This window comes from Paenibacillus sp. sgz302148, assembly GCF_056120465.1.
On sequence record NZ_JBVYOJ010000015.1, the window covers coordinates 56,662 to 82,278 of the forward strand.

At 49.3% G+C, this 25,617-nt stretch carries 31 protein-coding genes; all 31 read left to right on the forward strand.

Annotated features, from left to right (window positions below):
• Positions 1-15: 15 nt before the first annotated feature.
• The 31 genes from flgD (at position 16) to frr (ending at position 25,549) form a co-directional block, all read left to right on the forward strand.
• Positions 16-462 (forward strand): flagellar hook assembly protein FlgD, encoded by a 447-nt coding sequence (gene flgD / locus AC0LWM_RS21550; RefSeq protein WP_474677055.1) that lies wholly within the window; start codon positions 16-18, stop codon positions 460-462.
• Complete coding sequence (locus AC0LWM_RS21555) at positions 459-842, forward strand: TIGR02530 family flagellar biosynthesis protein (RefSeq protein ID WP_474677056.1); 384 nt, start codon at positions 459-461, stop codon at positions 840-842. The genes flgD and AC0LWM_RS21555 overlap by 4 nt, the downstream gene beginning before the upstream one ends.
• A gap of 101 nt (positions 843-943) precedes the next feature.
• Entirely contained in the window at positions 944-1,759 is an 816-nt protein-coding gene (flgG, locus tag AC0LWM_RS21560) for a flagellar basal body rod protein FlgG (RefSeq protein ID WP_474677057.1), read from the forward strand.
• Between the two features lie 56 nt (positions 1,760-1,815).
• The gene (locus tag AC0LWM_RS21565; protein WP_474677058.1) at positions 1,816-2,037 is read left to right on the forward strand and encodes a flagellar FlbD family protein; all 222 of its coding nucleotides are present in this window, start codon (positions 1,816-1,818) and stop codon (positions 2,035-2,037) included.
• 2 nt (positions 2,038-2,039) lie between these two features.
• The gene (locus tag AC0LWM_RS21570; protein WP_474677059.1) at positions 2,040-2,522 is read left to right on the forward strand and encodes a flagellar basal body-associated FliL family protein; all 483 of its coding nucleotides are present in this window, start codon (positions 2,040-2,042) and stop codon (positions 2,520-2,522) included.
• Positions 2,523-2,562: 40 nt separating this feature from the next.
• Positions 2,563-3,561 (forward strand): flagellar motor switch protein FliM, encoded by a 999-nt coding sequence (fliM, locus tag AC0LWM_RS21575; RefSeq protein WP_474677060.1) that lies wholly within the window; start codon positions 2,563-2,565, stop codon positions 3,559-3,561.
• Positions 3,551-4,762, forward strand: coding sequence for a flagellar motor switch phosphatase FliY (gene fliY / locus AC0LWM_RS21580; protein ID WP_474677061.1), 1,212 nt, complete (start codon positions 3,551-3,553; stop codon positions 4,760-4,762). The genes fliM and fliY overlap by 11 nt, the downstream gene beginning before the upstream one ends.
• A 25-nt stretch (positions 4,763-4,787) precedes the next feature.
• Positions 4,788-5,150, forward strand: coding sequence for a response regulator (locus tag AC0LWM_RS21585; RefSeq protein ID WP_474677062.1), 363 nt, complete (start codon positions 4,788-4,790; stop codon positions 5,148-5,150).
• 105 nt (positions 5,151-5,255) lie between these two features.
• Positions 5,256-5,963, forward strand: coding sequence for a flagellar biosynthetic protein FliO (locus AC0LWM_RS21590; RefSeq protein WP_474677063.1), 708 nt, complete (start codon positions 5,256-5,258; stop codon positions 5,961-5,963).
• Positions 5,960-6,718, forward strand: a complete 759-nt coding sequence (gene fliP / locus AC0LWM_RS21595; RefSeq protein WP_474677064.1) for a flagellar type III secretion system pore protein FliP — start codon at positions 5,960-5,962, stop codon at positions 6,716-6,718. The genes AC0LWM_RS21590 and fliP overlap by 4 nt, the downstream gene beginning before the upstream one ends.
• A gap of 30 nt (positions 6,719-6,748) precedes the next feature.
• Positions 6,749-7,018, forward strand: a complete 270-nt coding sequence (gene fliQ, locus AC0LWM_RS21600) for a flagellar biosynthesis protein FliQ (RefSeq protein WP_474677065.1) — start codon at positions 6,749-6,751, stop codon at positions 7,016-7,018.
• 11 nt (positions 7,019-7,029) lie between these two features.
• Complete coding sequence (gene fliR, locus AC0LWM_RS21605) at positions 7,030-7,827, forward strand: flagellar biosynthetic protein FliR (RefSeq protein ID WP_474677066.1); 798 nt, start codon at positions 7,030-7,032, stop codon at positions 7,825-7,827.
• Between the two features lie 24 nt (positions 7,828-7,851).
• Positions 7,852-8,946, forward strand: coding sequence for a flagellar biosynthesis protein FlhB (gene flhB / locus AC0LWM_RS21610; protein ID WP_474677067.1), 1,095 nt, complete (start codon positions 7,852-7,854; stop codon positions 8,944-8,946).
• 21 nt (positions 8,947-8,967) lie between these two features.
• Positions 8,968-11,001, forward strand: a complete 2,034-nt coding sequence (gene flhA, locus AC0LWM_RS21615; RefSeq protein ID WP_474677068.1) for a flagellar biosynthesis protein FlhA — start codon at positions 8,968-8,970, stop codon at positions 10,999-11,001.
• Positions 10,998-12,332 (forward strand): flagellar biosynthesis GTPase FlhF, encoded by a 1,335-nt coding sequence (gene flhF, locus AC0LWM_RS21620; RefSeq protein ID WP_474677069.1) that lies wholly within the window; start codon positions 10,998-11,000, stop codon positions 12,330-12,332. Before flhA ends, flhF begins: the two co-directional genes overlap by 4 nt.
• Positions 12,325-13,194, forward strand: a complete 870-nt coding sequence (locus AC0LWM_RS21625) for a MinD/ParA family protein (protein WP_474677070.1) — start codon at positions 12,325-12,327, stop codon at positions 13,192-13,194. Before flhF ends, AC0LWM_RS21625 begins: the two co-directional genes overlap by 8 nt.
• Positions 13,195-13,235: 41 nt before the next feature.
• Positions 13,236-14,357: a protein-glutamate methylesterase/protein-glutamine glutaminase gene (locus AC0LWM_RS21630; RefSeq protein ID WP_474677071.1), complete on the forward strand. Its 1,122-nt coding sequence runs from the start codon at positions 13,236-13,238 to the stop codon at positions 14,355-14,357.
• Between the two features lie 12 nt (positions 14,358-14,369).
• A complete protein-coding gene (locus tag AC0LWM_RS21635) occupies positions 14,370-16,433 on the forward strand; it encodes a chemotaxis protein CheW (RefSeq protein ID WP_474677072.1) in 2,064 nt (687 codons plus the stop codon).
• Between the two features lie 91 nt (positions 16,434-16,524).
• Entirely contained in the window at positions 16,525-16,986 is a 462-nt protein-coding gene (locus tag AC0LWM_RS21640) for a chemotaxis protein CheW (RefSeq protein ID WP_474677073.1), read from the forward strand.
• Between the two features lie 3 nt (positions 16,987-16,989).
• Entirely contained in the window at positions 16,990-17,610 is a 621-nt protein-coding gene (locus tag AC0LWM_RS21645) for a chemotaxis protein CheC (RefSeq protein WP_474677074.1), read from the forward strand.
• The gene (locus tag AC0LWM_RS21650; RefSeq protein WP_474677075.1) at positions 17,607-18,101 is read left to right on the forward strand and encodes a chemotaxis protein CheD; all 495 of its coding nucleotides are present in this window, start codon (positions 17,607-17,609) and stop codon (positions 18,099-18,101) included. The genes AC0LWM_RS21645 and AC0LWM_RS21650 overlap by 4 nt, the downstream gene beginning before the upstream one ends.
• 3 nt (positions 18,102-18,104) lie before the next feature.
• A complete protein-coding gene (locus AC0LWM_RS21655) occupies positions 18,105-18,509 on the forward strand; it encodes a hypothetical protein (RefSeq protein WP_474677076.1) in 405 nt (134 codons plus the stop codon).
• 93 nt (positions 18,510-18,602) lie between these two features.
• Positions 18,603-19,388, forward strand: coding sequence for a FliA/WhiG family RNA polymerase sigma factor (locus AC0LWM_RS21660; RefSeq protein ID WP_474677077.1), 786 nt, complete (start codon positions 18,603-18,605; stop codon positions 19,386-19,388).
• Between the two features lie 33 nt (positions 19,389-19,421).
• Entirely contained in the window at positions 19,422-20,828 is a 1,407-nt protein-coding gene (locus AC0LWM_RS21665; RefSeq protein ID WP_474677078.1) for a flagellar assembly protein A, read from the forward strand.
• Between the two features lie 57 nt (positions 20,829-20,885).
• Positions 20,886-21,206 (forward strand): hypothetical protein, encoded by a 321-nt coding sequence (locus tag AC0LWM_RS21670; RefSeq protein ID WP_474677079.1) that lies wholly within the window; start codon positions 20,886-20,888, stop codon positions 21,204-21,206.
• A 36-nt stretch (positions 21,207-21,242) separates the two neighbouring features.
• Complete coding sequence (locus AC0LWM_RS21675; RefSeq protein ID WP_474677080.1) at positions 21,243-21,833, forward strand: DUF6115 domain-containing protein; 591 nt, start codon at positions 21,243-21,245, stop codon at positions 21,831-21,833.
• Positions 21,826-22,404: a hypothetical protein gene (locus AC0LWM_RS21680; protein WP_474677081.1), complete on the forward strand. Its 579-nt coding sequence runs from the start codon at positions 21,826-21,828 to the stop codon at positions 22,402-22,404. The genes AC0LWM_RS21675 and AC0LWM_RS21680 overlap by 8 nt, the downstream gene beginning before the upstream one ends.
• A gap of 250 nt (positions 22,405-22,654) precedes the next feature.
• Positions 22,655-23,353, forward strand: a complete 699-nt coding sequence (gene rpsB / locus AC0LWM_RS21685) for a 30S ribosomal protein S2 (RefSeq protein WP_474677082.1) — start codon at positions 22,655-22,657, stop codon at positions 23,351-23,353.
• Between the two features lie 122 nt (positions 23,354-23,475).
• Positions 23,476-24,129: a translation elongation factor Ts gene (tsf, locus tag AC0LWM_RS21690; RefSeq protein WP_474677083.1), complete on the forward strand. Its 654-nt coding sequence runs from the start codon at positions 23,476-23,478 to the stop codon at positions 24,127-24,129.
• Between the two features lie 137 nt (positions 24,130-24,266).
• Entirely contained in the window at positions 24,267-24,995 is a 729-nt protein-coding gene (gene pyrH, locus AC0LWM_RS21695) for a UMP kinase (RefSeq protein WP_474677084.1), read from the forward strand.
• The gene (frr, locus tag AC0LWM_RS21700) at positions 24,995-25,549 is read left to right on the forward strand and encodes a ribosome recycling factor (RefSeq protein ID WP_474677085.1); all 555 of its coding nucleotides are present in this window, start codon (positions 24,995-24,997) and stop codon (positions 25,547-25,549) included. Before pyrH ends, frr begins: the two co-directional genes overlap by 1 nt.
• Positions 25,550-25,617: the final 68 nt, after the last annotated feature.

Here is a 25,617-nt window from a genome sequence, read left to right on the forward strand (position 1 = left end):
GATGGAGGTGATTGAATGGCCGATGCGATCTCAACCAAAAATGTTTGGCCTTATTACGCTCAAGGCAATACGGCAGCAACCAAAAAAACCGGCGAGCAGACGCTGGGCAAGGATGATTTTTTAAAAATCCTCGTGACGCAGCTGAAAAACCAGGATCCGATGCAGCCGCTCCAAGACCGTGAATTTATTGCCCAAATGGCGCAGTTCAGTTCAGTCGAGCAGCTCATGAATATGGCGACGGAAATGAAAACGCTCCGTCAATCGCTTGGATTTGCTTCCAATTTGATCGGGCATGAAATCAGCTGGAAAGGAACGGATGCGGAAGCTACGGATAAATCGGGTATCGTTGATTCGATCGTGTTCAAAAACGGAGTTCAGCTCGCGAAAGTAGGCGGGGATGAAGTTCCTTTGGATCAGATTTTGACGATCAAGTTTCCGCAGCTAGAGGAAGAGCCAAAATGAGCAACAGGATAACCGTCGGGCAGATGTTCCCGAATAAGGTTACGCACGTTCCGGCCCATCGAATTAACTCGAATCCGCAAACTATTGCCGGGAATCAACCTTTTCAACAAATATTCGAAAATAACTTTTTAAAGTTCAGTCAACATGCGGAGATGCGGCTGCAGCAGCGGGGAATTCGATTCCAGCCGGAGCAGCTGTCGAAAATTGAATCCGCGGTTGACAAAGCGGCGGCGAAAGGCGCCAAAGATTCGCTGATTCTCGTGCAGGATACCGCGCTGATCGTGAATGTCAAAAACCGAACGGTCATCACGGCTTTGGACGGCGCATCTATGAAAGACAACGTATTTACGCAAATCGATAGCGCAGTCATCATTTCTTGATTATCGCTTAAAGGGCTGGCCCGCAAGGAAGCCTTAGGCCGCCGAACGACGGAAGCGGCCTTGCGACCGACATTAACCAAGACCAGGGAGGAACAAATTGCATGTTGAGATCGATGTATTCGGGCATTTCCGGTATGCGTGGTTTCCAAACGAAACTCGACGTTATCGGCAACAATATCGCCAATGTCAACACGGTAGGCTTTAAAGGCGGACGCGTCATGTTCAAAGATATTTTGAGCCAGACGGTATCCGGCGTAACGGCACCTGTGGACGGCAAGGGCGGCGTGAACGCGAAGCAAATCGGTCTAGGCGTAACGGTTGCCGCAATCGATACGATACATACGCCAGGAAGTGCAATGACGACGAATAAACCGACGGACTTGCGCATTGACGGCGACGGATTTTTCGCAGTGAAGGCCAGCGAGGACCAAGAGGTGCCGTATTTGACGAGAGCGGGCAACTTCACGCTTGATGCGGCAAGACAACTAGTGAATGCGGACGGTCTTCATGTACTGAGCACGGACGGCGAGCCGATCGTACTCGATGAGGAAGTAACGGCATTTTCGATCGCCCAGGACGGCGAAATCATCTCGGTTCGAGCGGACGGAACATCCGAAGCGACGGGCGTCAAAATTGGCGTTGTTAAAGTAACAAACCCTGACGGATTAGAGAAAATCGGCGGCAACTTGTACCGCAACACGCCAAACGCATCTGCCGATGATTTGGAAATCGTAGAAGCGAATAATGCGGAAGCAGGCACAGGAGCAATCATCTCCGGGCAGCTTGAAATGTCGAACGTCGATCTGACGAACGAATTTACGGAAATGATCGTTGCACAGCGCGGCTTCCAAGCCAACTCGCGGATCATTACGACATCCGATGAAGTGCTTCAAGAAGTTGTAAACCTGAAGCGATAAGAGGTAATTAACCGCGGGGAAGGTTGACCCTTCCCCGGGTTTTCGGGAGGTAACCTATGATTCGTGTAACGCGTTTGAACGGCGTTTCGTTTTACTTGAACGCCTTGTTGATCGAGATGATCGAAGAAACGCCAGATACGTTGATAACATTGACAACCGGCAACAAACTTCATGTGCTTGAGAAATCTTCAGATGTAGTAAGCCTAGTGCAGGACTACTTGAAAACGATTGGGGTCAATGTGGCTACGATAAAAAGTCAGGTTACAGAGGAGTCGTAACGATGAAGAAAATGCTGCCATGGCTAATTATGATTCTTACGGCGATAACTTTAATCGCAGTAGCTGCAATCATATTGTGGAATTACTTAAACAAGGACAACGACACGGCCGACGCTCACGATAAAGCGAAAGAAAGCGTCAAATCCGTTGAAGTTAAAAAGTTGACGGCCGACGAACTCGTCGAGGTCACCTCGGAATTAAAGGAATTGCGCACGAATTTATCCGATCGCGATTCAATCGTTATTTTGAATCTGGCTTTCCAGCTCGACGACAAAAAAACGAAGGAACAATTCGATAAAATTATCGATATTGAAGTGAAGCCGATCATTATCAGCGTTTTGTCGGACACGAATCCGGACCAAATATCCAGCGCCAAAGGCAAAGACGAGCTTTGCGCGAAGCTGCTCAATTTGATCAATCCGGTTTTGACAGAAGGCAAAATCAATAAAATTAAGCTTACGAACTTCATTATTGCATCGACCTAGATTGACAGATTAGACTCACTTTGCCGAGGGGGTGAATGGATTGGTTGATGTTTTGTCGCAAAATGAGATCGACGCTCTGCTTGCAGCCTTATCTTCCGGAGAAATGGATGCCGAGGAGCTAAAGAAGGAAGAGACCCAAAAGAAAGTCAGAGCTTACGACTTCAAAAGAGCGATGCGATTTTCAAAGGATCACCTTCGTAGCTTGACCCGTATCCATGAAAACTTCGCGCGGTATTTGACGACGTATTTCTCAGCTCAGCTACGCACATTCGTACAAATTAACGTCGTTGATGTCGAGCAGCTCCCGTACGACGAGTTTATTCGCTCGATCCCGAAGATGACGATTTTGAACATTTTTGAAGCGGAGCCTCTGGAAGGCAGGATGGTGCTCGAAGTACACCCGAACGTTGCCTATGCCATGCTTGACCGGCTTCTGGGAGGAAACGGTTCGGTACCTTCGAAAATTACGGCTTTGACGGAAATCGAAACGATCGTGATGGAACGCATATTCAGTCGGGCTTTCGACAGCTTGCAGGAAGCTTGGAAGACGGTCATCGACCTTTCACCTAGGCTGGAAGCTTTGGAAACGAATCCGCAATTTATGCAAATCGTTTCGCCGAACGAAACCATCGCTTTAATTTCGCTGAGTACGAAGATTGGCGACACGACCGGCATGATCAACTTGTGTATTCCTCATATCGTCATTGAGCCGATCATGTCGAAGCTGTCTGCGCATCACTGGTTTGTCTCGCAGAAAAAATCTCGGGCGCCTGAAGAAGTTGAGACATTGCAAAATCGCGTCAGCAAAGCGAAGCTGCCGATTGTCGCGGAACTTGGGAAATCGCAAATTTCGGTTCATGAATTTCTGAACCTAACCCCGGGCGATGTCATCATGCTTCATAACCCGATCAAAGAAGGCTTGAAGGTCATGGTTGGCGATCGTTTCAAATATGTCGCAACCCCAGGTATGATGAAGGACCGGCTGGCTATTCAAATTACGGAGATCGTCGACGAAGGAGTAGAGGAACATGACGAGTAAAGATTATTTGTCGCAGGAAGAGATCGATGCGCTGCTTCGTCAGTCTTCGGATGACAGTTCCGCGCATTCGGTGGAAACGATCGAAGATGTGTTGTCCGAGCTTGAGCAAGACGCGCTCGGCGAAATCGGGAACATTACGTTTGGCAGCGCAGCAACCGCACTGTCGACTTTGCTGGGCAAAAAGGTAGACATCACGACACCTAAAGTTTCGGTCATCACCCGCGATAAGCTGGAGGATGAATTCCCTAAGCCTCATGTAGCCGTACACGTCACTTATGTCGACGGTTTCCAAGGCATCAACTCGCTGGTCATCAAAACCCGGGACGCTCAAGTCATTGCGGACTTGATGCTGGGTGGAGACGGAACGAACCTGTTCAGCGAAGAGCTTAACGAAATACATATCAGCGCAGTACAAGAAGCGATGAACCAGATGATGGGTTCATCGGCGACTTCGATGTCCACCATATTCAACCGGTTTGTGAACATCTCTCCGCCGGGCATCGATATTCTGAATATGGCAAGCGGCGAAGGGGTTAACAATCTTCCGCCGGACGATGTTTTCATTAAAGTGTCCTTCCGGCTGACGATCGGAGATTTGATCGACTCCACGATCATGCAATTGCTTCCCGTATCGTTCGCTCGCGAAATGGTTTCGTCGCTGATGGGAGGCGCCTCGTCCGAACCGGCGCCCGCGCCGACACCGGCTCCAGCTCCAGCGCCCGCACCGGCACCGGCACCGGCCGCGTATCATGCACCGGCGCCAACGCCGCAGCCTGCGCCGCCACAACCGGCGTACGAACAGCACTACGCGCCGCATTCGCAGCCGATGCACCAAATGCCGCCGCAGCCTGCAGCTTATGGCGGGGTTCCTAACCGGAACATCAATGTTCAACCGGCGCAATTCTCCGGTTTTCCTACCGGAACTTACGCTCATTCGGACGAAACCAATCTCAATCTATTATTGGACATTCCTTTGAAAGTCACGGTAGAATTAGGGAGAACGCAAAAACAGATTAAAGACATCTTAGAGCTTTCCCAAGGTTCCATTATCGAGTTGGACAAACTCGCCGGCGAACCTGTCGATATTCTCGTCAACAACAAGCTTGTCGCTAAAGGCGAGGTCGTTGTTATCGACGAGAACTTCGGGGTACGCGTGACCGACATTGTCAGTCAATGGGATCGCATTCAAAAACTACAATAGAACCAATTAGGAGGACTGTTCAATCATGGCCAATCGCATTTTAATCGTAGACGACGCAGCATTTATGAGAATGATGATCCGCGACATTCTGACCAAGAACGGATACGAGGTTGTTGGAGAAGCACCAGACGGAGCGCAAGCGATCGAAAAGTATAAAGAGTTCCGCCCGGATCTGATCACGATGGATATCACAATGCCGGAAATGGACGGGATTACCGCCTTGAAGGAAATCAAAAAAATCGACGGCAACGCCAAAGTTATTATGTGTTCCGCAATGGGGCAGCAAGCGATGGTTATCGACGCAATTCAAGCGGGCGCCAAAGATTTCATCGTGAAGCCGTTCCAAGCCGATCGAGTCATCGAAGCAATCAAAAAAACGCTCGGTTAAGGGCCGATGCGATTCATCGAAAAACTGAAGGAAGGGCGATCCATCTTGTCTCGACTAGCTGCAAGGAAAGCTTCTGATCGATGCCCTTTCGATGAAGATACATACGTGTCTAAGCGGTTGCTTTTCTTGCGGGATAAGGAAGCCGGGACTCCAAAGCGCATACTTTCTTATCTCGACAAAATATCGCTGCTGACACTTCCAGTCTGGTTGGGTAGCACGTTATGGAGTCAATCCGTATTTGCCGATTTTCCAAGTACGGACGGCAAAACTTCCGATAATCCGTACGGCTCGGACGGAGCTCCCGACACGCTCGGGAACGTAGGAAATATCGTATGGGTCATCGTTGTCTTATTTATCATCGTTGTTCTGATTATTATTCTAATCAAGTTTTTAAGCCAGCGCAGCAGAGGCGGGCTCATGAACCGCTCCATTCGCACGATGGGCGGGGTCATGCTGGGACAGAACAAGTCGCTGCAAATGATCGAAGTCGGGAGTTCCATTTATTTGGTCGGGGTAGGGGATCAAGTAACCTTGGTTGATAAAATCGACGACCCCGATGAAGTGGCCCGCATCATGGTTTCCTTTCAAGCTGAGCAAACGGCGCGCAACACTTCGGTGTCTGCCTGGATTCAGAACATAGTCGGAAGCTTTCGCAAATCGAAGCAACCAACTTCCGATGATTCGGAACAATTGACCGCTTCTTTTCACGAAGTATTTCAACAGAAAATGAACCAGATGCCAAATCGGAAGCAGATGGTGGAAAATTTGCTTCGTGACGACGAAAATCATACAGATCGGTCGATGGACAAATGAACAAAAAATTGTGGGTCAGCTTTTTGGCTGTACAGTTGCTCGTCATGGTATTCGCTTCCGTTGCATTTGCCGCTGATCCGATTCCGAACATAGATATTAAAATCGGCGATTCGGACGGAGCCGGCGGCGGCTCGAGCGCATTATCCATATTATTGCTCATCACCGTATTGAGCATCGCGCCGGCCATACTCATATTGATGACAAGCTTTACGCGTATCGTGATCGTGCTCGGGTTCGTTCGCACGTCGCTCGGAACCCAGCAAATGCCGCCCAACCAAATCTTGATTGGACTCGCCTTGTTTATGACCTTGTTCGTCATGTCTCCGACACTCGGGGAGATCAACAAAGTCGCGCTGCAGCCATATCTGGCGAAGCAAATAACGCAGACTGAAGCGCTGGATAAAGCCGCCGTTCCGATCAAGAAATTTATGGCATCCCATACGCGGGAGAAAGATTTGTTGTTGTTTCTCAAATATACGAAGGCTGAAAAGCCGAAGAACTACGAGGACATACCGCTCACGGTTCTTGTGCCGGCCTTTGCGATTAGTGAACTAAAAACGGCATTCCAGATGGGCTTCATGATCTTTATTCCTTTTCTCGTCATCGACATGGTCGTGTCCAGTACATTGATGGCGATGGGGATGATGATGCTCCCGCCGGTTATGATTTCGCTGCCATTCAAAATATTGCTATTTATTTTGGTGGATGGCTGGTATTTGGTTGTCAAGTCATTGCTGCTCAGCTTCAGCACCTGAGCAAGTATGATTCAGAAGTAGGTGTGGAAGATGAATGCCGATTTTATAATCGGACTTGCCGGTCAAGCGGTATATATCGTTTTAAAAGCAAGCGCGCCGATGTTAGTGCTTGGGCTGGTCGTTGGGCTGATCGTCAGCATCTTCCAGGCGACAACGCAAATCCAAGAACAGACGCTGGCGTTTGTTCCGAAAATTGTCGCCGTGCTGCTTGCTCTGCTCCTATTCGGTCCGTGGATTTTAACGACGCTTGTTGACTTTACATACAATTTATTAAACAACTTGTACAAGTATATCGGATAGGTTGTGAGCAAGTGCAAGGTTTACTGCAATATCTCCCTATTTTTTTGCTGATTTTTTGTCGAATCACATCGTTTTTTGTTGTTGCTCCAATCTTTTCGACAAGAGGGGTACCTGCGCAGTTCAAGATCGGGATCGCGTTTTTCATATCGATCATCATTTTTCTTACATACGGCATCAAACAGCAGTCGGTCAACATCGACGGATTTTATGTTTTATCGATCCTTCGCGAAGTATTGGCTGGACTATTGATCGGGTTTCTAGCTTATTTGTTCTTTACGATTGTCCAGACGGCAGGCTCGTTCGTCGATATGCAGCTCGGTTTCGGCATCGCCAACGTCATCGATCCGATGACCGGCGCTTCAAGTCCGATCTTGAGCAATTTCAAGTTTATGGTTGCGATCCTCCTGTTCCTTGCGATGAACGGGCATCATTTTCTGATTTCAGCCATTATTCAAAGCTATGATTGGGTGCCGCTGTCCAACGAATTATTTACCCGTTTTTATGAAGGCAACATCACCGAATTTCTGGTCCGTACGTTTTCCGACACGTTTGCGCTAGCTTTCCAGATGTCTGCACCGCTAATCGTAGCGATGTTTTTAACCGATGTAGGTCTTGGATTTCTGGCTCGGACGGTGCCGCAATTCAACATTTTCGTAGTGGGCGTTCCGCTCAAAATATTAGTCGGCTTCATGATCTTGATACTGATCATTCCGGGATTTTACGCATTGTTCCAGCAGCTGTTCGCTCATATGTTTGATTCGATTCACCAGTTGCTGCAAATGATTAAGCAGTCCAAACCGAGTGCATAGCGAGACGTAAGGGAGGTTCCCCTGGTGCAACAGCTTCGCTTGCCGTTAGATTTGCAGTTGTTCTCACAGGAAAAGACGGAATCCGCAACACCGCGCAAACGGCAGGAAACGCGCAAAAAAGGCCAAGTGGCCAAAAGCATGGAGCTGCCCGGCGCTTTTATTCTATTATTCGCGTTTATCAGCTTTGCGATGTTCAGCGGTTTTTATAAAGACCGGATCATGAACTTATTCCGAGAAACGTTCTATCAGCATTTAAACACACAGATTACGATTGAAAACGTTAATTCGATGTTTGGAACGCTAGTCGTTCAAGGACTTGTTTTATTGGCGCCCATATTTCTAATTACGGTTTTCGTTGCAATTATGGGCAACTTTATGCAAATCGGCTTCCTGTTGACGGGAGAACCGTTAAAGATAAAGCTGGAGAAGCTGAATCCGATCAGCGGGGCCAAAAATATTTTATCGCTTCGCTCGCTTGTCCAGTTTGCGAAGTCGTTATTGAAGCTGATCGTAATCGGAGTTGTCGTTTACTTAACGCTCATGGGCGAGAAGGAAAAAATCATCGCTCTGGATCACGTGCCGCTTCAGCAAATTTTCTCGTTTGCGGGAAGCCTGACGTTGTCGCTTGGCCTCAAAATCGGAGCGATTCTAGTCGTATTGGCCGTATTCGATTACGCCTATCAACGGTATGAATACGAGAAGAGCATCCGCATGTCGAAGCAGGACATTAAAGACGAATATAAGAAAACCGAAGGGGACCCGCTGATCAAAAGCAAAATCCGCGAGAAGCAACGCCGCATGGCGCTGCAGCGGATGATGCAGGAAGTTCCGAAAGCGGACGTTGTCATTACGAACCCGACGCATTACGCTATCGCCGTTCAATATGTCGCTTCTGAAATGGAAGCCCCCAAAATCATTGCCAAAGGGCAAGATTACATTGCGCTCAAAATTAAAGATATCGCCAAAGAACATGGCGTCGTAACGATGGAAAACAGGCCGCTCGCCAGAGCCTTGTACGATCGCGTCGACATCGGTCAAACGATTCCGGCAGATATGTTCCAAGCCGTGGCTGAAGTGCTGGCTTACGTATATAAACTGAAAGGCAAGGCGAAAAAGTAGCCGAAGGGAGGACGACACAACATGAAGGTGAAAGACTTATTCATATTACTCGGTATTATCGGCATCGTGCTGATGATGGTCGTTCCGATTCCGACAGGTCTGCTCGACGTCCTCTTGATTATTAATATTTCGGCGGCGCTCATGGTTTTGTTGATCGCCATGAATACGCAGGATGCGCTGCAATTTTCGATATTTCCGTCACTCTTGCTTATTACGACATTGTTTCGGCTGGCCCTGAACGTATCGACGACGAGGAATATTTTGGCCAAAGCAAAAGCGGGCCATGTCGTTCAAACGTTCGGCGACTTTGTCGCCGGAGGCGAAATTGCCGTAGGCTTTGTCGTCTTCCTCATTCTGGTTGTCGTCCAGTTTATCGTCATCACGAAAGGCTCCGAACGCGTTGCCGAGGTCGCCGCAAGATTTACGCTCGATGCGATGCCGGGCAAGCAGATGAGTATCGACGCCGATTTGAACGCCGGATTAATCAACGAACAGCAAGCGAGGGAACGTCGCGCGAAGATCGAGAAGGAATCCGACTTCTACGGAGCGATGGACGGTGCGAGCAAGTTCGTGAAAGGGGATGCCATCGCCGGCATCATCATTCTGATCATCAACCTGTTAGGCGGTTTTATCATCGGGATGACGATCCACGGCATGAACTTCAAGCAATCCTTGTCAACTTATTCGGTACTTACGATCGGTGACGGATTGGTCAGCCAAATTCCGGCCTTGCTCATTTCGACCGCCGCCGGTCTCATCGTTACCCGTGCCGCGTCGGAAGGCAATTTGGCCCACGATTTGACGTCTCAATTATTCACGCATCCGAAGCTATTGTATATTGTAGCCGGAACGATCTCCGTACTCGGCATTTTTACGCCGATCGGCATGATTTCGACAATTCCGTTAGCCGGCCTTCTTTGTTTCGCAGCTTATCGGATGCAGAAAAATCTCGATAAGAAGCAAATTGAAGTCGTACAAAGAGAAGAGGAGCAGCAGATCGAGGAAGTGCGAAGCCCGGAGAGCGTCATCAGCTTGCTGCAAGTCGATCCGATCGAATTCGAATTTGGCTACGGATTGATTCCGTTAGCGGATGCTCAGCAAGGCGGGGATCTGCTTGACCGGATCATCATGATCCGCAGGCAATGCGCGCTGGAGCTCGGACTTGTCGTTCCGGTTATCCGAATTCGCGACAATATTCAACTAAAACCGAACGAATACGTCATTAAAATTAAAGGAAACACGGTAGCCCACGGTGAATTATTACTCAATCATTACTTGGCGATGAGTCCGGGCTACGACGACGATTCCGTTACGGGTATCGAAACGACGGAGCCGGCCTTCGGCCTTCCGGCATTATGGATCGACGAATCGACCAAGGAACGTGCAGAGCTTGCCGGTTACACGGTAGTGGATCCGCCGTCCGTTGTTGCAACCCACTTGACCGAGGTCATCAAGCGGCACGCGCATGAAATCGTCGGCCGGCAAGAGACGAAAGCGTTGGTCGACAACGTTAAGGAAACGTACCCTGCGCTTGTGGATGAACTCATTCCTTCCATTTTGTCGCTTGGCGACATTCAGAAGGTACTCACGAAGCTGCTCAAGGAAAAGGTTTCGATTCGCGATATGGTAACCATATTCGAGACATTGGCGGACTACGGAACTTATACGAAAGATCCGGATATATTGGCCGAATACGTCAGACAGGCGTTATCCAGGCAAATTACGCAGCAATATGCGCCGGCAGGCGACTCGCTCAAGGTTATTACAGTGGGGCCGATGCTGGAGAAGAAAATTGCCGAATCGGTCCAACAATCCGAACAAGGCAGTTATGTAGCTCTGGATCCTCCGTCAACTCAGGTGTTATACCAGAAAGTGAACGAGCAAGTAAACCGGGTCATCCAAACCGGACAACAACCGATCATCCTTACTTCGCCTACGATTCGAATGTATTTAAGACAGATATTGGAGCGCACCATGAACGAAATACCGATTTTATCGTATAGCGAGCTTGAACCGAATGTTGAAATTCAGAGCGTAGGGGTGGTGAACATATGAGAGTGAAGCGATACGTTGTCGATTCGATGCCGGATGCGCTTCAGCAAATTCGCAGCGAACTTGGCAAGGACGCCGTAATTCTAAATACGAAGGAAGTGCGTCTTGGCGGATTTCTCGGTCTGTTCAGCAAGAAGAAGATCGAAGTGATCGCCGCTACGGATGCGGCAAATGCTCCTAGTTCGAAACGGACGCCGGAAGCAACGCCGATGGCGGCAACCTACGGTTCAGCGGTTAACAAAATGACGATGACGATTCCGGCGGCTTCCTCGAAGCCGCTTGCTGCCCCGGCCGAACCTGCCGTAGCCGTTGCCGAACCGCCGGCCGCATATGCGCCTAAATCGGATCAGCACGCAGTGAACAATTTTGCGGCTGCCATTGCAGCCGCTTCATCCAGAGAAAAGTTCGTAGCGGAATCGCCGCCGGTCAAGCCAGGGCAAGCCGATGCAACGAGACGCGAAGACATCATGGAAGAAATTCGCCAGGTCAAAGAAATGATGCGGAAGCTTTCTCTACAACAATTGCCGCAATCGACGAAACCGGAATCGCTGAGGCGATATGAAGAACGATTGCTCGGGCAAGAAGTATCTCCTGAGATCGTTCAACAGCTCGTATACGGAGAAGAACAAGAATCGGCTTCGCACGACCCGGATATGTCCGTTCAAGATGCCGAAAATCTGGTCCGCGATCGACTGATGTCGTTTTTTGCTGAACGAACGTCGGCAAGCATTCGGAATGATACGCGCATTGTTCATATCGTAGGACCGACAGGTGTCGGCAAAACGACCACGATTGCCAAACTTGCTGCAGAGCAAGTATTAAAATACCAGCGTAAAGTCGGTTTTATTACATCGGATACGTACCGCATTGCCGCGGTAGAACAATTGCGAACGTACGCCAACATTTTAAATGTACCGGTGGAGGTCGTTTTTTCGCCGTTAGAGCTTACGAAAGCGTACAAGCAATTGGAGGACCGCGATATTATTTTTATGGACACGGCCGGCCGAAACTTCCGCAACGAGATGTATGTATCGGAGCTGAACAGCCTGCTGGCGTCTAGCGGTCCAAGCGAGACGTATCTTGTTCTGAGCCTGACGATGAAGTACCGCGACATGAAGGCCATCGCCGATAACTTTAACAAGTTTAAACTGGATAAAGTGTTGTTCACCAAAATGGACGAAACGGATTCGTACGGCTCCATCGTCAATCTGCTTCACGAATACCCGTTACAGCTCTCGTACGTAACAAACGGTCAGAATGTACCCGACGACATCTCACTCGCGAATACCGACAAAATCGTCGACCTGCTGATGGAGGATTCGCTCGATGACTGATCAGGCACAAGCGCTAAGAAACCTGGTGAAATCGCAGCATGAGACAAGTGCCAAATCAACGAAAATCATTACGGTTACAAGCGGCAAGGGGGGCGTCGGCAAGTCGAATTTCACTTTGAATTTCGCGTTGACGCTGCAGTCGAAAGGATATAGCGTGTTGATCTTCGATGCGGATATCGGGCTTGCCAATATCGACGTGTTGATGGGGGTTTCCTCCAAGTACAGCTTGTACCATTTGCTCAAGCGGGAAAAAACGATATGGGAAATTATCGGCACCGGCCCCCGCAACGTTAAATTTATTGCCGGCGGTTCAGGCTTCAACGATTTGCTTCGATTGACGGATGACGAGTTGGATTATTTCGCATCGCAGGTTGAAGAATTGAACGGGCATGTCGACTTTATTTTATTCGACACGGGTGCCGGGTTATCGAAGGAGACGCTCAAGTTTATCGTCGCGGCTCAGGAAACGATCGTTGTCACGACGCCGGAGCCAACGGCGATTACGGATGCTTATGCCATCATCAAAATGGTAAACTCGATGAACTACAATGTCGACTTCAAGCTCGTCGTCAATCGTGTCGCCGACATCCGAGAAGGCAGGCAAACCGCCGAAAAGATCAGTTTGGTCGCCAAGCAATTTTTGAATTTGGACATCCCGTCTTTAGGATATGTGCCTGATGACGGCAATGTAATGAAAGCCGTCAAGAAACAAGTGCCGTTTTCGCTTGCGTTTCCGAACAGCCCGGCTGTGAAGGGTATTGAAGATATCGCGTCGCGCTTTATTTCCAGGCAAGTCCCGGCCGATCATCAGCAAGGCGGGATAAAAGGATTTTTCAACAAGATGAAGAAGCTGATCCAATAATCCATTGCGTGAGGAACGTGAAGTTGAAAGGAGCGATGACCATGCCGGCGTACAAAGTGCTTGTAGTGGACGATTCCGCATTCATGCGCAAGATGATCAGCGACATGATTTCCGAGGTTCCGCAATTTCAAGTTATCGCAACCGCCAAAAACGGCAAGGACGCCGTCGAGAAAGTGAAAGAACTTAATCCGGACGTCGTCACGATGGATGTAGAAATGCCCGAAATGAACGGTCTGCAAGCCGTTAAAGCAATCATGGAGGATCATCCCGTTCCGATCATCATGTTGAGCAGTTTGACTGAAGCCGGTGCCAAAGAAACGATAATGGCATTGGAGTTCGGAGCGATCGATTTTATCAGGAAACCTTCGGGGTCCATCTCCCTTGATGTATATAAAGTAAGCTCCTTATTAGCGGAAAAGCTGAAGGTCGCCGTTGGTACGAAGGTACGCAAGATCGAAGCGGCGCCATCGCGTCCGCTGTTTAGACCGGCGCAACCTGCAATGAGACCGCCGGGACAAGTCGCTAAACCGGAAATGCCGAAAGCGCCGGATTCACCGGAACGATCATCTTCCGCTTCGCACAAGTTTACCCAGATCGTCGCGATCGGCACGTCAACGGGAGGACCCAGAGCGTTGCAGCAAGTATTAAGCGGAATACCGGAACGATTCCCGGCACCAATCCTGATCGTTCAGCACATGCCTCCGAATTTCACCAAATCGCTCGCTCATCGGCTGGATACGTTATCACCGATACACGTTGTCGAAGCGGAGGATGGTATGGTCGTCCACAGCGGCACGGCGTACATCGCGCCGGGAGGATATCATATGAGTCTGTTGCATGAGTCAACCGGCAGCTATCGGATTCGATTGTCCAAAGACGAACCGAGAAACGGACACCGCCCTTCTGTAGAAGTATTATTCGAGTCGTTGCTGCCGTTTAAGGAATTAACCCGGCACGTCGTGATCATGACCGGCATGGGCAGTGACGGAGCGCGTGCGATGCAGACACTGAAGGCGGCCGGAGTGGAATCTACCATTGCCGAGTCTGAAGAAACATGTGTCGTATACGGCATGCCCCGTGCCGCCGTTGAGTTGAACTGCGTGAAATATGTTCTGCCGTTGCCAGAAATTTCGGAAAAACTCATTCACTTAGTGGAGACCTAGGAGGTGTTCGATTTGGAAATGAATCAATATTTATCGATGTTTATTGATGAATCGAATGATCATTTGCAGTCATTAAACGAGAACTTGCTTCAGCTTGAAAGCTCGCCTGAGGATTTGTCGATCGTTCAGAACATATTTCGTTCAGCGCATACGCTGAAAGGGATGTCGGCGACGATGGGCTTCGAGGATTTGGCCAAACTGACGCACGAGATGGAGAACGTACTGGATTTGGTTCGCAATTCGAAACTGAAAATGGACAGCTTTATTTTCGATACGTTGTTCAAAGGTTTGGACGCACTCGAGCATATGGTTCAAGACATTGTCCAAGGCGGCACCGGACAGGCAGACGTATCTCATATCGTCGCGTCTCTCGTCAAAATCGTCATGCCGGAATACGTAATGGGCAATTCGGCGCCGGCTGCCGCGAAACCGGATGTTCCGTCCGCAGGCACCTCTACCGCAAACGGTACCGATTTGGATGCGTTTCAGCTATCCATTCTGCAGCAGTCGATCGAGACCGGATTCCGCCCATTTTACATCGAAGTGTCGATTGCGGAAAACTGCCTGCTGAAAGCCGCGCGAGCGTACATGGTATTCAACGCGTTGGAACAGAACGGGGAGATCGTCAAATCCAACCCGTCCGTCCAAGACATCGAGCAAGAAAAGTTCGACAGCAAATTTTCGATCTATTACATTTCCAAATCGGAACAACCCTACATACATAAAATTGTTTCGGATATTTCCGAAATCGAATCGGTACAAATCACTGCTTTTGACGAAGCGACATTAGACGAACTAACACGTTCTCGGGCCGAAACGGCGGCCGCTGCAACTGCTGCGGTGAATAGCGCTCCAGAGCAGAAAGCCGCTTCGGCGGCGCAGGCCGGGCGTCCTGCATCCGGCCAGCAAAACGCGGCGCCGGTGGCGAATCGAACAATCCGTGTCGATATCGAGCGATTGGATGCGCTTATGAACCTATTCAGCGAGATGCTGATCGACCGGGTCCGATTGGAGCAACTCGCGAGTGAAATTCGTCGCAACGAGCTCACGGAGACGGTGGAGCATATGGCGAGAGTGAGCACCGACCTGCAGAACATCGTGCTGAAGCTGCGGATGGTACCGGTAGACACCGTATTCAACCGTTTCCCGCGAATGGTTCGCGACTTGGCTAAATCGATGGACAAAAAAGTCGATCTCATCATAACCGGCGCGGAAACCGAGCTTGACCGGACAGTCATTGACGAAATCGGCGACCCGCTCGTCCACTTGCTGCGCAACTCCGCGGATCATGGCGTCGAGCCTGTCGAGGATCGTATCAAAGCCGGCAAGTCCGAGATAGGAACGATTCATCTGCGAGCGTTCCATAGCGGAAACCACGTATTTATCGAGATCGAGGACGACGGCAGAGGCATTAACCGCGACAAAGTGCTGCAAATCGCTTTGAAGAACGGAGTCATTACTCAAGAACAAAGCAAAAAAATGTCCGATGACGAGATCAATCACTTGTTGTTCGCACCGGGCTTTAGTACGGCCGACAAAATTTCCGACATTTCCGGTCGGGGCGTCGGGCTGGACGTCGTCAAAACGAAAATCGCTTCTTTGGGCGGTCATGTCAATGTCGAGTCCACATGGGGATCGGGCACGAAGTTTTCGGTTCAATTGCCGCTTACGTTATCGATCATTTCGGCGATGCTGATTAAGCTCGGCAACGAAAAATACGCGATACCGTTATCTTCGATCGTCGAGACGGCAATCATTACGAAGGATCAAGTTCGCACGATTCATGGCAATAAAATGTTCGAATACCGCAACTCGGTCATTCCGTTATTATCGTTAGCCAATGTGTTCGAATCGCCGGATTACAGCGAAAGTGAAGAATCGGAGACTGAAATCGTGGTCATTCGCAAGGGCGACAAAATGGCTGCGCTTATGGTCGAGGAATTTATCGGGCAAAGCGAAATCGTCCTGAAAACGTTGGGCAAATACTTGACGAATCTTTACGCGATTTCCGGCGCTACGATATTAGGCGACGGGCAGGTTGCATTGATTATCGATCCGAATGCACTTATTAAATAATAGAAACTAAGCGAATGCTTACGAAGCAAGTTTTGTTGCGAAGCAAAGTCCAAGAAGTATGTACTCCACAAAACTTTTAGGAGGAATCATCATGGGTCAAGAATTAAAAGTGATCGTATTTACGTTAGGGCATGAAGAATACGGGATCGAGGTCGACAAGGTCCAAACGATCGAACGGATGTCGCCGATTACCCGCGTTCCTAAAACACCGGCTTTCGTCAAGGGTGTAATCAACCTCCGCGGAGTCGTGGTGCCAATCATCGACCTGCGCGGCCGTTTCGGTCTTCCGGAAAGCGATTATACGGAAAATACACGGATCATCAATGTCGCGGTCAAAGATTTGGAGGTCGGTTTCATCGTTGATTCGGCGAACGACGTTATCGATATCGATAGCGATACGATCGAGAACCCTCCGGAAGTCGTTGGCGGCATCAAAGCGAAATATTTGCGCGGCGTAGCCAAAGTGTCCGATCAGCGCTTGCTGATCATGCTGAACTTGGATGAAGTATTGAATAAAAGCGAAATTATCCAACTGGAAAGCGTTGAGGGTTAAGGCGTGGACTTGTTCAAACATGCGCCTGAATTTAAGCTAGACGTTCTGAAGGAAGTCGGCAATATTGGCGCCGGAAATGCCGCCACCGCATTGTCGACTCTCCTGGACAAGCCTGTCGATATGGAAGTCCCCACCGTCAGCATCGTGCCGTTCGATGAAATCGCGGAACGGGTTGGAGGTTCCGAAGAGGTCGTTATCGCGATCTTTTTGCGAGTGGAGGGGGAGGCTCCGGGCAATATGTTTTTCCTGCTTACTCAAGAATCGGCCAAGCGGTTATTAAAAAACTTAGCCGGTATCGAGGTGGAGGACGAGAACGTTTACTCGGAGATGGAGTTGTCCGCACTTTCCGAGATCGGCAATATTTTAGCCGGCTCCTACTTGTCTTCTTTGGCAGATTTCACGAAATTGAACATGACGCCGACCGTTCCGTCGCTAGCCATCGATATGGCCGGAGCCATATTAGCATACGGACTGCTGCAATACGGAACGATGGGGGACGATGCGCTCTTGATCGATACGCGGTTTTTAGAGGATAAGGATGAAATGAAGGGACACTTTTTCCTCATCCCGGATCCGGACTCTTTTGCAAAAATATTCGGCGCATTGGGAGTACCACTCGAATGATCCAAGACAATGTCATCAAGATCGGCATGGCGGATTTGAACGTTGCTTCCGGCACGGGATTATTGAGGACGACGGGTCTCGGTTCCTGTGTTGGCGTAACGATTTACGATCCGAAAACGAAGGTCGGAGGGATGGCTCACATTATGCTTCCTTCCTCGGAAATTGCCAAAGAAGGCCAACTGAACGTCGCCAAATATGCCGATACCGCTGTGCCTGAACTCATCAAAAGAATGACGATGCTAGGCGCACTCGTTTCGAGGATGGAGGCGAAGTTAGCCGGAGGCGCGCAAATGTTCGCATTCTCGACGAATTCGGATACAATGCGCATCGGTCCACGCAACGTTGAGTCCAGCATCGCCATGCTGAAGCAATTTTCAATTCCGATTAAAGCAGAAGATACGGGAAGCAACTATGGAAGAACGATCGAATTTGATTGCGCCACCGGAATCCTGCACATCCGCAGCGTCCAGCAAGGCGTGAAGGAGATATAAGCAATGATAGGGACGATGCGTTGGAATTTGACCATCGGCTTAGCCGGAACGATATTTACGTTTTTGTTTTCCGTTGGCAACAATCCGCTCGAGACGACGCTGCTGCGCTCGTTTTACACGTTTTTGATCCTGTTCGTCATCGGATTCGCCATTCGTTTTTTGCTTGGAGCCGTAGGCGTCAACAGCTTGCAGTCCCGGCACGTCGCCGAGGAACAATACATCGGATCGAGGTTCGACATGACGACACCTGAAGAATCCGATTCATTGCAGCATGCGATCAAAGAAAACATACATACGAACAACGAAAAAGAACAATTCGCACCGCTGCAGCCGCCGAGACTTGTTACGAAAAAAGAGATGCCGGCGGAAGAAATGGCCCAAGCGATCCGCCAATTAAGCGAACAATAAGCGGGTTTCTTAATACGAAGTGGCTTTCTAACGAAAGCCTAGTGAATGCTTACGAAGTGGCTTTCTAACGAAAGCCTTTAGGAGGGCGTATCCATGATCGAGCAAAAAACTTCACATCTGACCAATATGGACGTCTGGAAAGAGTGGAAGGAGAACGGCCACATCGAAGCGAAAAAGACATTGATCGAAAATTATTTGCCGCTTGTCGATTATGTCTCTAATCGTCTTGCCATCGGCTTGCCGAAAAATGTCGCCAAGGAAGATTTGGCAAGCTACGGTACGATGGGATTGATCGACGCGATCGAGAAGTTCGACTATCAACGCGGCTTGCAGTTTGAAACGTACGCTTCGTGGCGCATCCGCGGTGCGATCATCGACGGTCTCCGGCAGGGGGATTGGGTTCCTCGCTCCGTGCGGGAGAAAGCCAAAAAAATCGAGGAAGCCTATCAAAAGCTGGAACAGCAGCACTTGCGCTCGGTGACCGATGCGGAAATGAGCGCTTATTTGAATGTCTCGGAACGCGAGTTTCAGCAAATGCTTCAAGACATCGCGGTGACGACGATCTGCTCGCTCGAGGACCCGATCCGCGAGGAAGAATCGGAGACCCGGCTGTCGCTGCTCATTGATGAGAAGGCGAAAAATCCGGAATATAAAGTCAACGAATTTTATTTGCGCGAATCGCTTGTGAAAGCTATTGATAAATTAACCGACAAAGAACGTACGGTCGTTTCTTTGTTTTATTTCGAAGACTTGTCGCTAAGCGAAATTGCAGAAGTGATGTCGCTATCTCCATCGCGAATCTCGCAGCTGCATTCCAAGGCGATTTTGAGATTAAGAGGCTCGCTGGTTAAATACAAAAACCAATTGATGCAGCATTAGTGCCGAATCAGCAATAAGAAAGGGGAAACGAACATGAGTGAGTCATATCCGTTAGATCATTATATTACCATCTCATGCTCGGACGACAAATTAAACGCCTACTTATCGTTTTCCGATGTGGACGAACGGTTTTCATGCACGATGCAGCAGCTAGAGGATTTGCTTCAAAGCCATGTGATCAAGTTCGGCGTTCAATATGACGTTCTATCGAAAATTGCTGCGAATCCGCAGATTTATTTTACAACCAAGACGCTTATTGCTACAGGAGAATCGCCTACAGACGGCGCTGACGGATATATCAAATTGCTCTACGATCTCGACGACCAAGACAAAAAGCCTGCCGAGCTTGAAGACGGCAAGGTCGATTATAGAGAAGTCACTCAGTTAAAAAACGTGCGTAAAGGACAGCGTATCGCCGAAAGGGTTCCGGCTAAGGAAGGCAAACCGGGACGGGCGGTTACAGGCGAACCGCTGTACGGGAAATCGGGGAAGGAAGCCCGTTTCAAAATCGGCAAAAACGTCGTTGTCGATCCGGAGCAAACGTCCATGTATGCTTCGATCGACGGGTTGATCACAAAAACCGACCGCGACAAAATCAATGTATTCCCGATCTATGAAGTAAACGGCGATGTGGATTACAATATAGGTAATATTGACTTCGTCGGTACCGTTGTCATTCGCGGCAACGTGCTGACCGGCTTCAAAATCCGGGCATCCGGAGATGTTCGGGTTATCGGCGGAATCGAGGGCGCCGACATCGAGGCGGAAGGCTCGGTCGAAGTATCCGGCGGCATAATCGCTCACAATAAAGGCTCCATCAAAGCCGGCAAAAACGTGAAATGTTCTTTCATGCAGGAGGCCAATGTAACCGCGGGTGAAGATGTGCTGGTAGCCCAAAGCATCATGCATTCGCAAGTCCGTGCAGGACGAAACGTCTTTTGCAACGGACCCAAAGGTTTGATCGTGGGAGGAACGATACAAGCCGGGGAGAAGGTAACGGCGAGAACGATCGGAAACACCATGTCGACCGTAACCGTGCTGGAGGTAGGCGTCTTGCCTGAGCTGCGTAATGAACTGACTCAACTTCGCGTTCAATTGAAGAGCAATATCGAAAGTTTGGAGAAAACGGAAAAGGCATTGGGGTTGTTAGACCAAATGGCCTCTGCGGGTCAGTTGGCACAGGATAAGATTGCGCTTCGCATGAAACTTAGCTTAACGAAAAGGCAAACGGCGGAAGAACAATCCGAGCTTCGCGACCGTATTTTTGCCATTGAAAAAACGCTTGAGGATACGTCAAAGGCTAAGATCGAGGTCATTTCCATGATTTACGGCGGTGTCAAAATCGTCATCGGACGCTATACTCGCTTCATTAAAGATAGTTCGCAGCGAGTCACCTTCCGATTCCATGACGGTGATATCGTCGTTGTTTCCAATGTATAATGTCCTGAGCGTTAGTTCGAATCGTTGTACATACGATACCGTGACGGAGGCGAGCGAATGAGCCTGAAATCAATCGAGATGCAAATTGCGATTCCGCGCACGGCCGAGGCGGGAATGGTGCAAAACCAGCTTCTGCACAAGCCGGTTGCGGATCAGACGAATTTGGCGGAGCAAGCCTCCAAAATGACGGAGGAAATGCGCCATAAAAACGGAAAAGTCGATGAAACGACAGGCTTAAACATTCGGGAAAAGCAGCAGCGGGATCAGCCCAGGAAACCGAATAAGCGTTACGGCAAAAATAACAATCAGGCGAAAGAGGAAGAAGCGGAGCGCGTGGAGCATCCGTATAAAGGGCATCATATCGACTTGTCTTTGTAACCGGATCAACTAATTTATAACGAACAGGTGATAGCTTTGGAATTGGCACCTTGGCATTACATCGTCATATTGGGCTTGTTTGTAATCGTATTTGCTTTGATCCGGACAAAATCGGAGCCGAAACAAGGACAAACACTGAATATGAAAGAAATCGAAGAAACGATCGAACATTTTATGGCCGAGCTGGAAGCGGAGAACAAAGAACTGCTGAAGCTGGTTGCCGATTCGAAACAGGATAGCGAGCATAAAACCTCGAGCCTGCTTCGGAAAATCGACGATTTGGAACGAAAGCATGCGGAGCTTCAGCGGGCTTTGGATGATCATAGTCAACTATTCAAACAAAGATTGGACCAGGAACGCAACGAACGGGAGCAATGGCAATTGCGTATGAATGGTTCTGCCGCAACGGTCGCGGCAGCGGCTGAAGTTCACGCGGAAGCCTTGACCGAAGTAGTTATGGAAGAACCTCCGATTGCGATGAATATGAAAGCTCGCTATCATGAGCTTTTTGCTTTATACGAGCAAGGCAAAGGCATCGACTACATCGCCAAAAAAATCGGGATGAACCGAGGAGAAGTCCAGCTCATTATCGAACTTGGCCGGCAGGAGGAGCAGCTTCGTGTTTAACAACAGACGTTTTCTCATCGGTCTTGGCGCCGGAATGGTCGCAGGAGCCGTGCTGCTGCAGCTGATGCTTATCGGTGAGCGTCGTGTCGGCGATCCTGCACAAGCGGTTCCGCTTTCAAAAGACAATATATCCGAAAGAGCCGAGGAACTCGGCTTCAAAGTATATGCCTCGGACGAAGTGCTGTACTCGAAGAAGGAATACGACGAGCTGGCGAAGCAGAAGGAACAGCTTGCAAGCGAGCTGGAAGCCATGAAAAAAACAAAGGCTGAATCGACTGTGCAATCGCAACAATCGCCTCCGGCGGAAGCGGAATCTACAAAGCGGCCCGCAGCGACTCAAGAAACGACAACACCCGAAAAAGCAACGCTCGTGATCAAACCCGGCATGAACGCCGGAAGTACGGCAAAAGCTTTGAAAGAGCTCGGCATTATCGATAATGCCGATACCTTCTACAATCGTATTCGAGCACTTAAGAAACAAAAATTCATTCGGACAGGTACTTATGAATTCGCATTGTCGACGCCGATCGACGATATCATTCGGACGATCACGACTCGTCCCGCTTCTTAACATCCCTCCCACGCGATCGAAGTCGCCGGAGGGTTTTTGTTTTTGCTGCAATCGCTTAAACCGCACGAAAAGTCGAAAATTCGCCGTGTCGCAGTTGCATATGCTCCTTCAGTTATGGTATAGTAATTGACGGTGTTAAAAACACACGGGGTTCAATTCGAAGGACGGTGCTTTTGGTCGCCAAAAGTTTTCTTCGGAAATGCGAACCGCGGAGGATACCAAACAAACCACATTGAGGAGGTGCGTGAAGATGGCAGTGATCTCCATGAAACAGCTTCTTGAAGCTGGGGTTCACTTCGGGCATCAAACCCGTCGTTGGAATCCAAAGATGGATCGATATATCTTCACCGAAAGAAACGGAATTTACATTATTGACTTGCAAAAAACGGTTAAAAAAGTTGAGGAAGCTTACAACTTTGTCCGTTCGGTAGCTGAAGAGGGCGGCACGATGCTGTTCGTCGGCACGAAGAAACAAGCGCAAGATTCTGTGAAAGAAGAAGCAGAACGTTGCGGCATGTACTACATCAACCAAAGATGGCTCGGCGGTACGCTGACTAACTTCCAAACGATTCAAAAACGGATCGACCGCTTGCACAAGCTGGAGCGCATGGAAGCAGACGGAACATTCGCCGTTCTTCCGAAGAAAGAAGTTATTTTGCTCCGCAAAGAGCAAGAGCGTCTTGAGAAATTCCTCGGCGGCATCAAGAACATGAAACAACTGCCTAGCGCATTGTTCATCATTGATCCTCGCAAAGAGCGCATTGCAGTTGCGGAAGCACGCAAATTGGGTATTCCAATCGTAGGTATCGTTGATACGAACTGCGATCCGGACGAAATCGATTACGTGATCCCTGGTAACGACGATGCAATCCGTGCCGTTAAATTGCTGACTTCGAAAATCGCCGACGCGGTTATCGAATCGCAACAAGGCGAGCAAACAACGGCTTAATTCGATACGAAACGGAAGAAAGGGTAGTGAAGGTGCTAAACCTTTTGCTGCCCTTTTCTTGAATCTATTTCCGTACGTCTATGCGGCGGATATTATTATGAAAATGACGGGGGTAATTGTACATGGCAGCAGTAAGTGCAGCATTGGTGAAAGAACTTCGTGAAAAAACGGGAGCAGGATTGCTCGATTGCAAAAAAGCGCTGGAAGAAGCTAACGGCGATTTGACGAAAGCTTCCGAGCTTCTGCGTGAAAAAGGTCTGGCCGCTGCGGCTAACAAAGCAGGCCGTATCGCTACGGAAGGCGTTGTTGAATCGTATATCCACGCCGGCGGACGTATCGGCGTTCTTGTTGAAATCAACTGCGAAACCGACTTCGTCGCAAAAACAGATCAATTCCGTGATTTTGCACGCGATATCGCAATGCAAATTGCGGCAGCAAATCCAAAATTCGTTCGTCGCGAAGAAGTTCCTCAAGAAGAGCTGGACAAAGAGCGCGAAATCTTGAAAGCTCAAGCGCTGAACGAAGGAAAACCTGCGCACATCGTTGAAAAAATGGTTGACGGCCGCATCGGCAAATATTATGAAGAGTTCTGCTTGATGGAGCAAGCTTTCATCAAAGACCCGGACAAAACGATTTCGACGCTGCTCAAAGAAAAAGTATCGACGATCGGCGAAAACATTTCGATCCGCCGTTTCGCGCGTTTTGAACTTGGCGAAGGCCTTGAGAAAAAACAAGACAACTTCGTAGAAGAAGTTATGTCCCAAGCGAAACTGTAAACCGATAGTTTCAAAAGCGAAATATGTATAGCAAGATCAGAGATGGAACACGAAGTGTTCCTTCTTTTGTAAACAATGGACAATGCTCGTGAATTGATATGCCGTAAACGGCATGTTCGGGAATGGAGGAAACAAAGTTGGAGCGACCGGTTTTTAAACGGATCGTCTTGAAAGTAAGCGGAGAGTCGTTATCGGGACAAAACGGTTACGGAATCGACGCGGAGACGATTTCTTCAATCGCCGAACAGGTGAAGGAAGTTGTGGAACTGAATGTGGAGGTTGCGATCGTATGCGGCGGCGGCAATATCTGGCGGGGAATCGCCGGCAGCGCCAAAGGCATCGACCGGGCAACGGCCGATTATATGGGGATGCTTGCGACTGTAATGAATTCCTTGGCGCTGCAAGATGCGCTGGAGCAGATCGGCGTACCGACGCGGGTTCAAACCTCGATTGCCATGCAGCAAATTGCCGAGCCGTACATTCGCCGGCGGGCGATTCGCCATCTGGAGAAAGGCAGAGTCGTTATTTTTGCCGCGGGAACGGGCAATCCTTTCTTCTCCACCGATACGACGGCGGCACTTCGCGCAGCGGAGATCGAAGCCGAAGTTATTTTGATGGCGAAGAACAAAGTCGACGGCGTATATTCTGCCGATCCGTTCAAAGATGCGTCTGCGGAAAAGTTCGAGCAACTGACTTATATGGAAGTGCTGAACCGCAACCTTGGCGTCATGGACTCGACAGCATCGTCACTTTGTATGGACAATAACATTCCGCTGATCGTTTTTGCGATTACGGAGCAAGGCAATATCAAGCGCGTCGTGCTGGGCGAAAAAATCGGTACGATCGTAAAAGGGAGTGTTGATTAATGCCACAATCGATCAAAAAAAATGCGGAAGAACGGATGGAAAAAGCAATCGCTGCATTAAAGCGCGATTTGGCCACTCAACGTGCCGGGCGAGCAACGCCGGCGCTGCTTGATCGGGTGCAGGTGGAATATTACGGTTCGATGACGCCGGTCAGCCAAATGGCAGGCATTACGACGCCGGATTCCCGTACTTTGATTATTCAGCCTTGGGACAAAACCGTTATGGGCGCCATCGAAAAAGCGATCCTGAAATCGGATCTTGGCATTACCCCGTCGAACGACGGAACGGTCATTCGAATCGTTATCCCACCGCTGACGGAAGAGCGCCGGGTGGAGCTCGTCAAAGCAACGAAAAAATACGGTGAAGAAGCCAAAGTGGCGATCCGCAACATTCGCCGCGATGCAAACGACGAGATCAAGAAGCTGGAGAAAAGCACGATTTCCGAAGATGAGTCCCGTCGCCATCAGGACGACATCCAAAAGACGACAGACAAGTTCACGGCAGAAGTCGACAAAGTGCTCGCCGCCAAAGAAAAGGAAATACTGGAAGTATAAGTTGTATGGCAACCCCTCCGAAGCGGTGGGGTTTATGTCATTGTTGCAATCGGTTATTGGGGGATATG

Coding starts and splice junctions, on each gene's coding strand:
- flgD (WP_474677055.1), top strand. CDS start 16: ATGGCCGATGCGATCTCAACCAAAAATGTTTGGCCTTATTACGCTCAA.
- AC0LWM_RS21555 (WP_474677056.1), top strand. CDS start 459: ATGAGCAACAGGATAACCGTCGGGCAGATGTTCCCGAATAAGGTTACG.
- flgG (WP_474677057.1), top strand. CDS start 944: ATGTTGAGATCGATGTATTCGGGCATTTCCGGTATGCGTGGTTTCCAA.
- AC0LWM_RS21565 (WP_474677058.1), top strand. CDS start 1,816: ATGATTCGTGTAACGCGTTTGAACGGCGTTTCGTTTTACTTGAACGCC.
- AC0LWM_RS21570 (WP_474677059.1), top strand. CDS start 2,040: ATGAAGAAAATGCTGCCATGGCTAATTATGATTCTTACGGCGATAACT.
- fliY (WP_474677061.1), top strand. CDS start 3,551: ATGACGAGTAAAGATTATTTGTCGCAGGAAGAGATCGATGCGCTGCTT.
- AC0LWM_RS21585 (WP_474677062.1), top strand. CDS start 4,788: ATGGCCAATCGCATTTTAATCGTAGACGACGCAGCATTTATGAGAATG.
- fliP (WP_474677064.1), top strand. CDS start 5,960: ATGAACAAAAAATTGTGGGTCAGCTTTTTGGCTGTACAGTTGCTCGTC.
- fliQ (WP_474677065.1), top strand. CDS start 6,749: ATGAATGCCGATTTTATAATCGGACTTGCCGGTCAAGCGGTATATATC.
- flhA (WP_474677068.1), top strand. CDS start 8,968: ATGAAGGTGAAAGACTTATTCATATTACTCGGTATTATCGGCATCGTG.
- flhF (WP_474677069.1), top strand. CDS start 10,998: ATGAGAGTGAAGCGATACGTTGTCGATTCGATGCCGGATGCGCTTCAG.
- AC0LWM_RS21625 (WP_474677070.1), top strand. CDS start 12,325: ATGACTGATCAGGCACAAGCGCTAAGAAACCTGGTGAAATCGCAGCAT.
- AC0LWM_RS21630 (WP_474677071.1), top strand. CDS start 13,236: ATGCCGGCGTACAAAGTGCTTGTAGTGGACGATTCCGCATTCATGCGC.
- AC0LWM_RS21640 (WP_474677073.1), top strand. CDS start 16,525: ATGGGTCAAGAATTAAAAGTGATCGTATTTACGTTAGGGCATGAAGAA.
- AC0LWM_RS21650 (WP_474677075.1), top strand. CDS start 17,607: ATGATCCAAGACAATGTCATCAAGATCGGCATGGCGGATTTGAACGTT.
- AC0LWM_RS21655 (WP_474677076.1), top strand. CDS start 18,105: ATGATAGGGACGATGCGTTGGAATTTGACCATCGGCTTAGCCGGAACG.
- AC0LWM_RS21660 (WP_474677077.1), top strand. CDS start 18,603: ATGATCGAGCAAAAAACTTCACATCTGACCAATATGGACGTCTGGAAA.
- AC0LWM_RS21665 (WP_474677078.1), top strand. CDS start 19,422: ATGAGTGAGTCATATCCGTTAGATCATTATATTACCATCTCATGCTCG.
- AC0LWM_RS21670 (WP_474677079.1), top strand. CDS start 20,886: ATGAGCCTGAAATCAATCGAGATGCAAATTGCGATTCCGCGCACGGCC.
- rpsB (WP_474677082.1), top strand. CDS start 22,655: ATGGCAGTGATCTCCATGAAACAGCTTCTTGAAGCTGGGGTTCACTTC.
- tsf (WP_474677083.1), top strand. CDS start 23,476: ATGGCAGCAGTAAGTGCAGCATTGGTGAAAGAACTTCGTGAAAAAACG.
- frr (WP_474677085.1), top strand. CDS start 24,995: ATGCCACAATCGATCAAAAAAAATGCGGAAGAACGGATGGAAAAAGCA.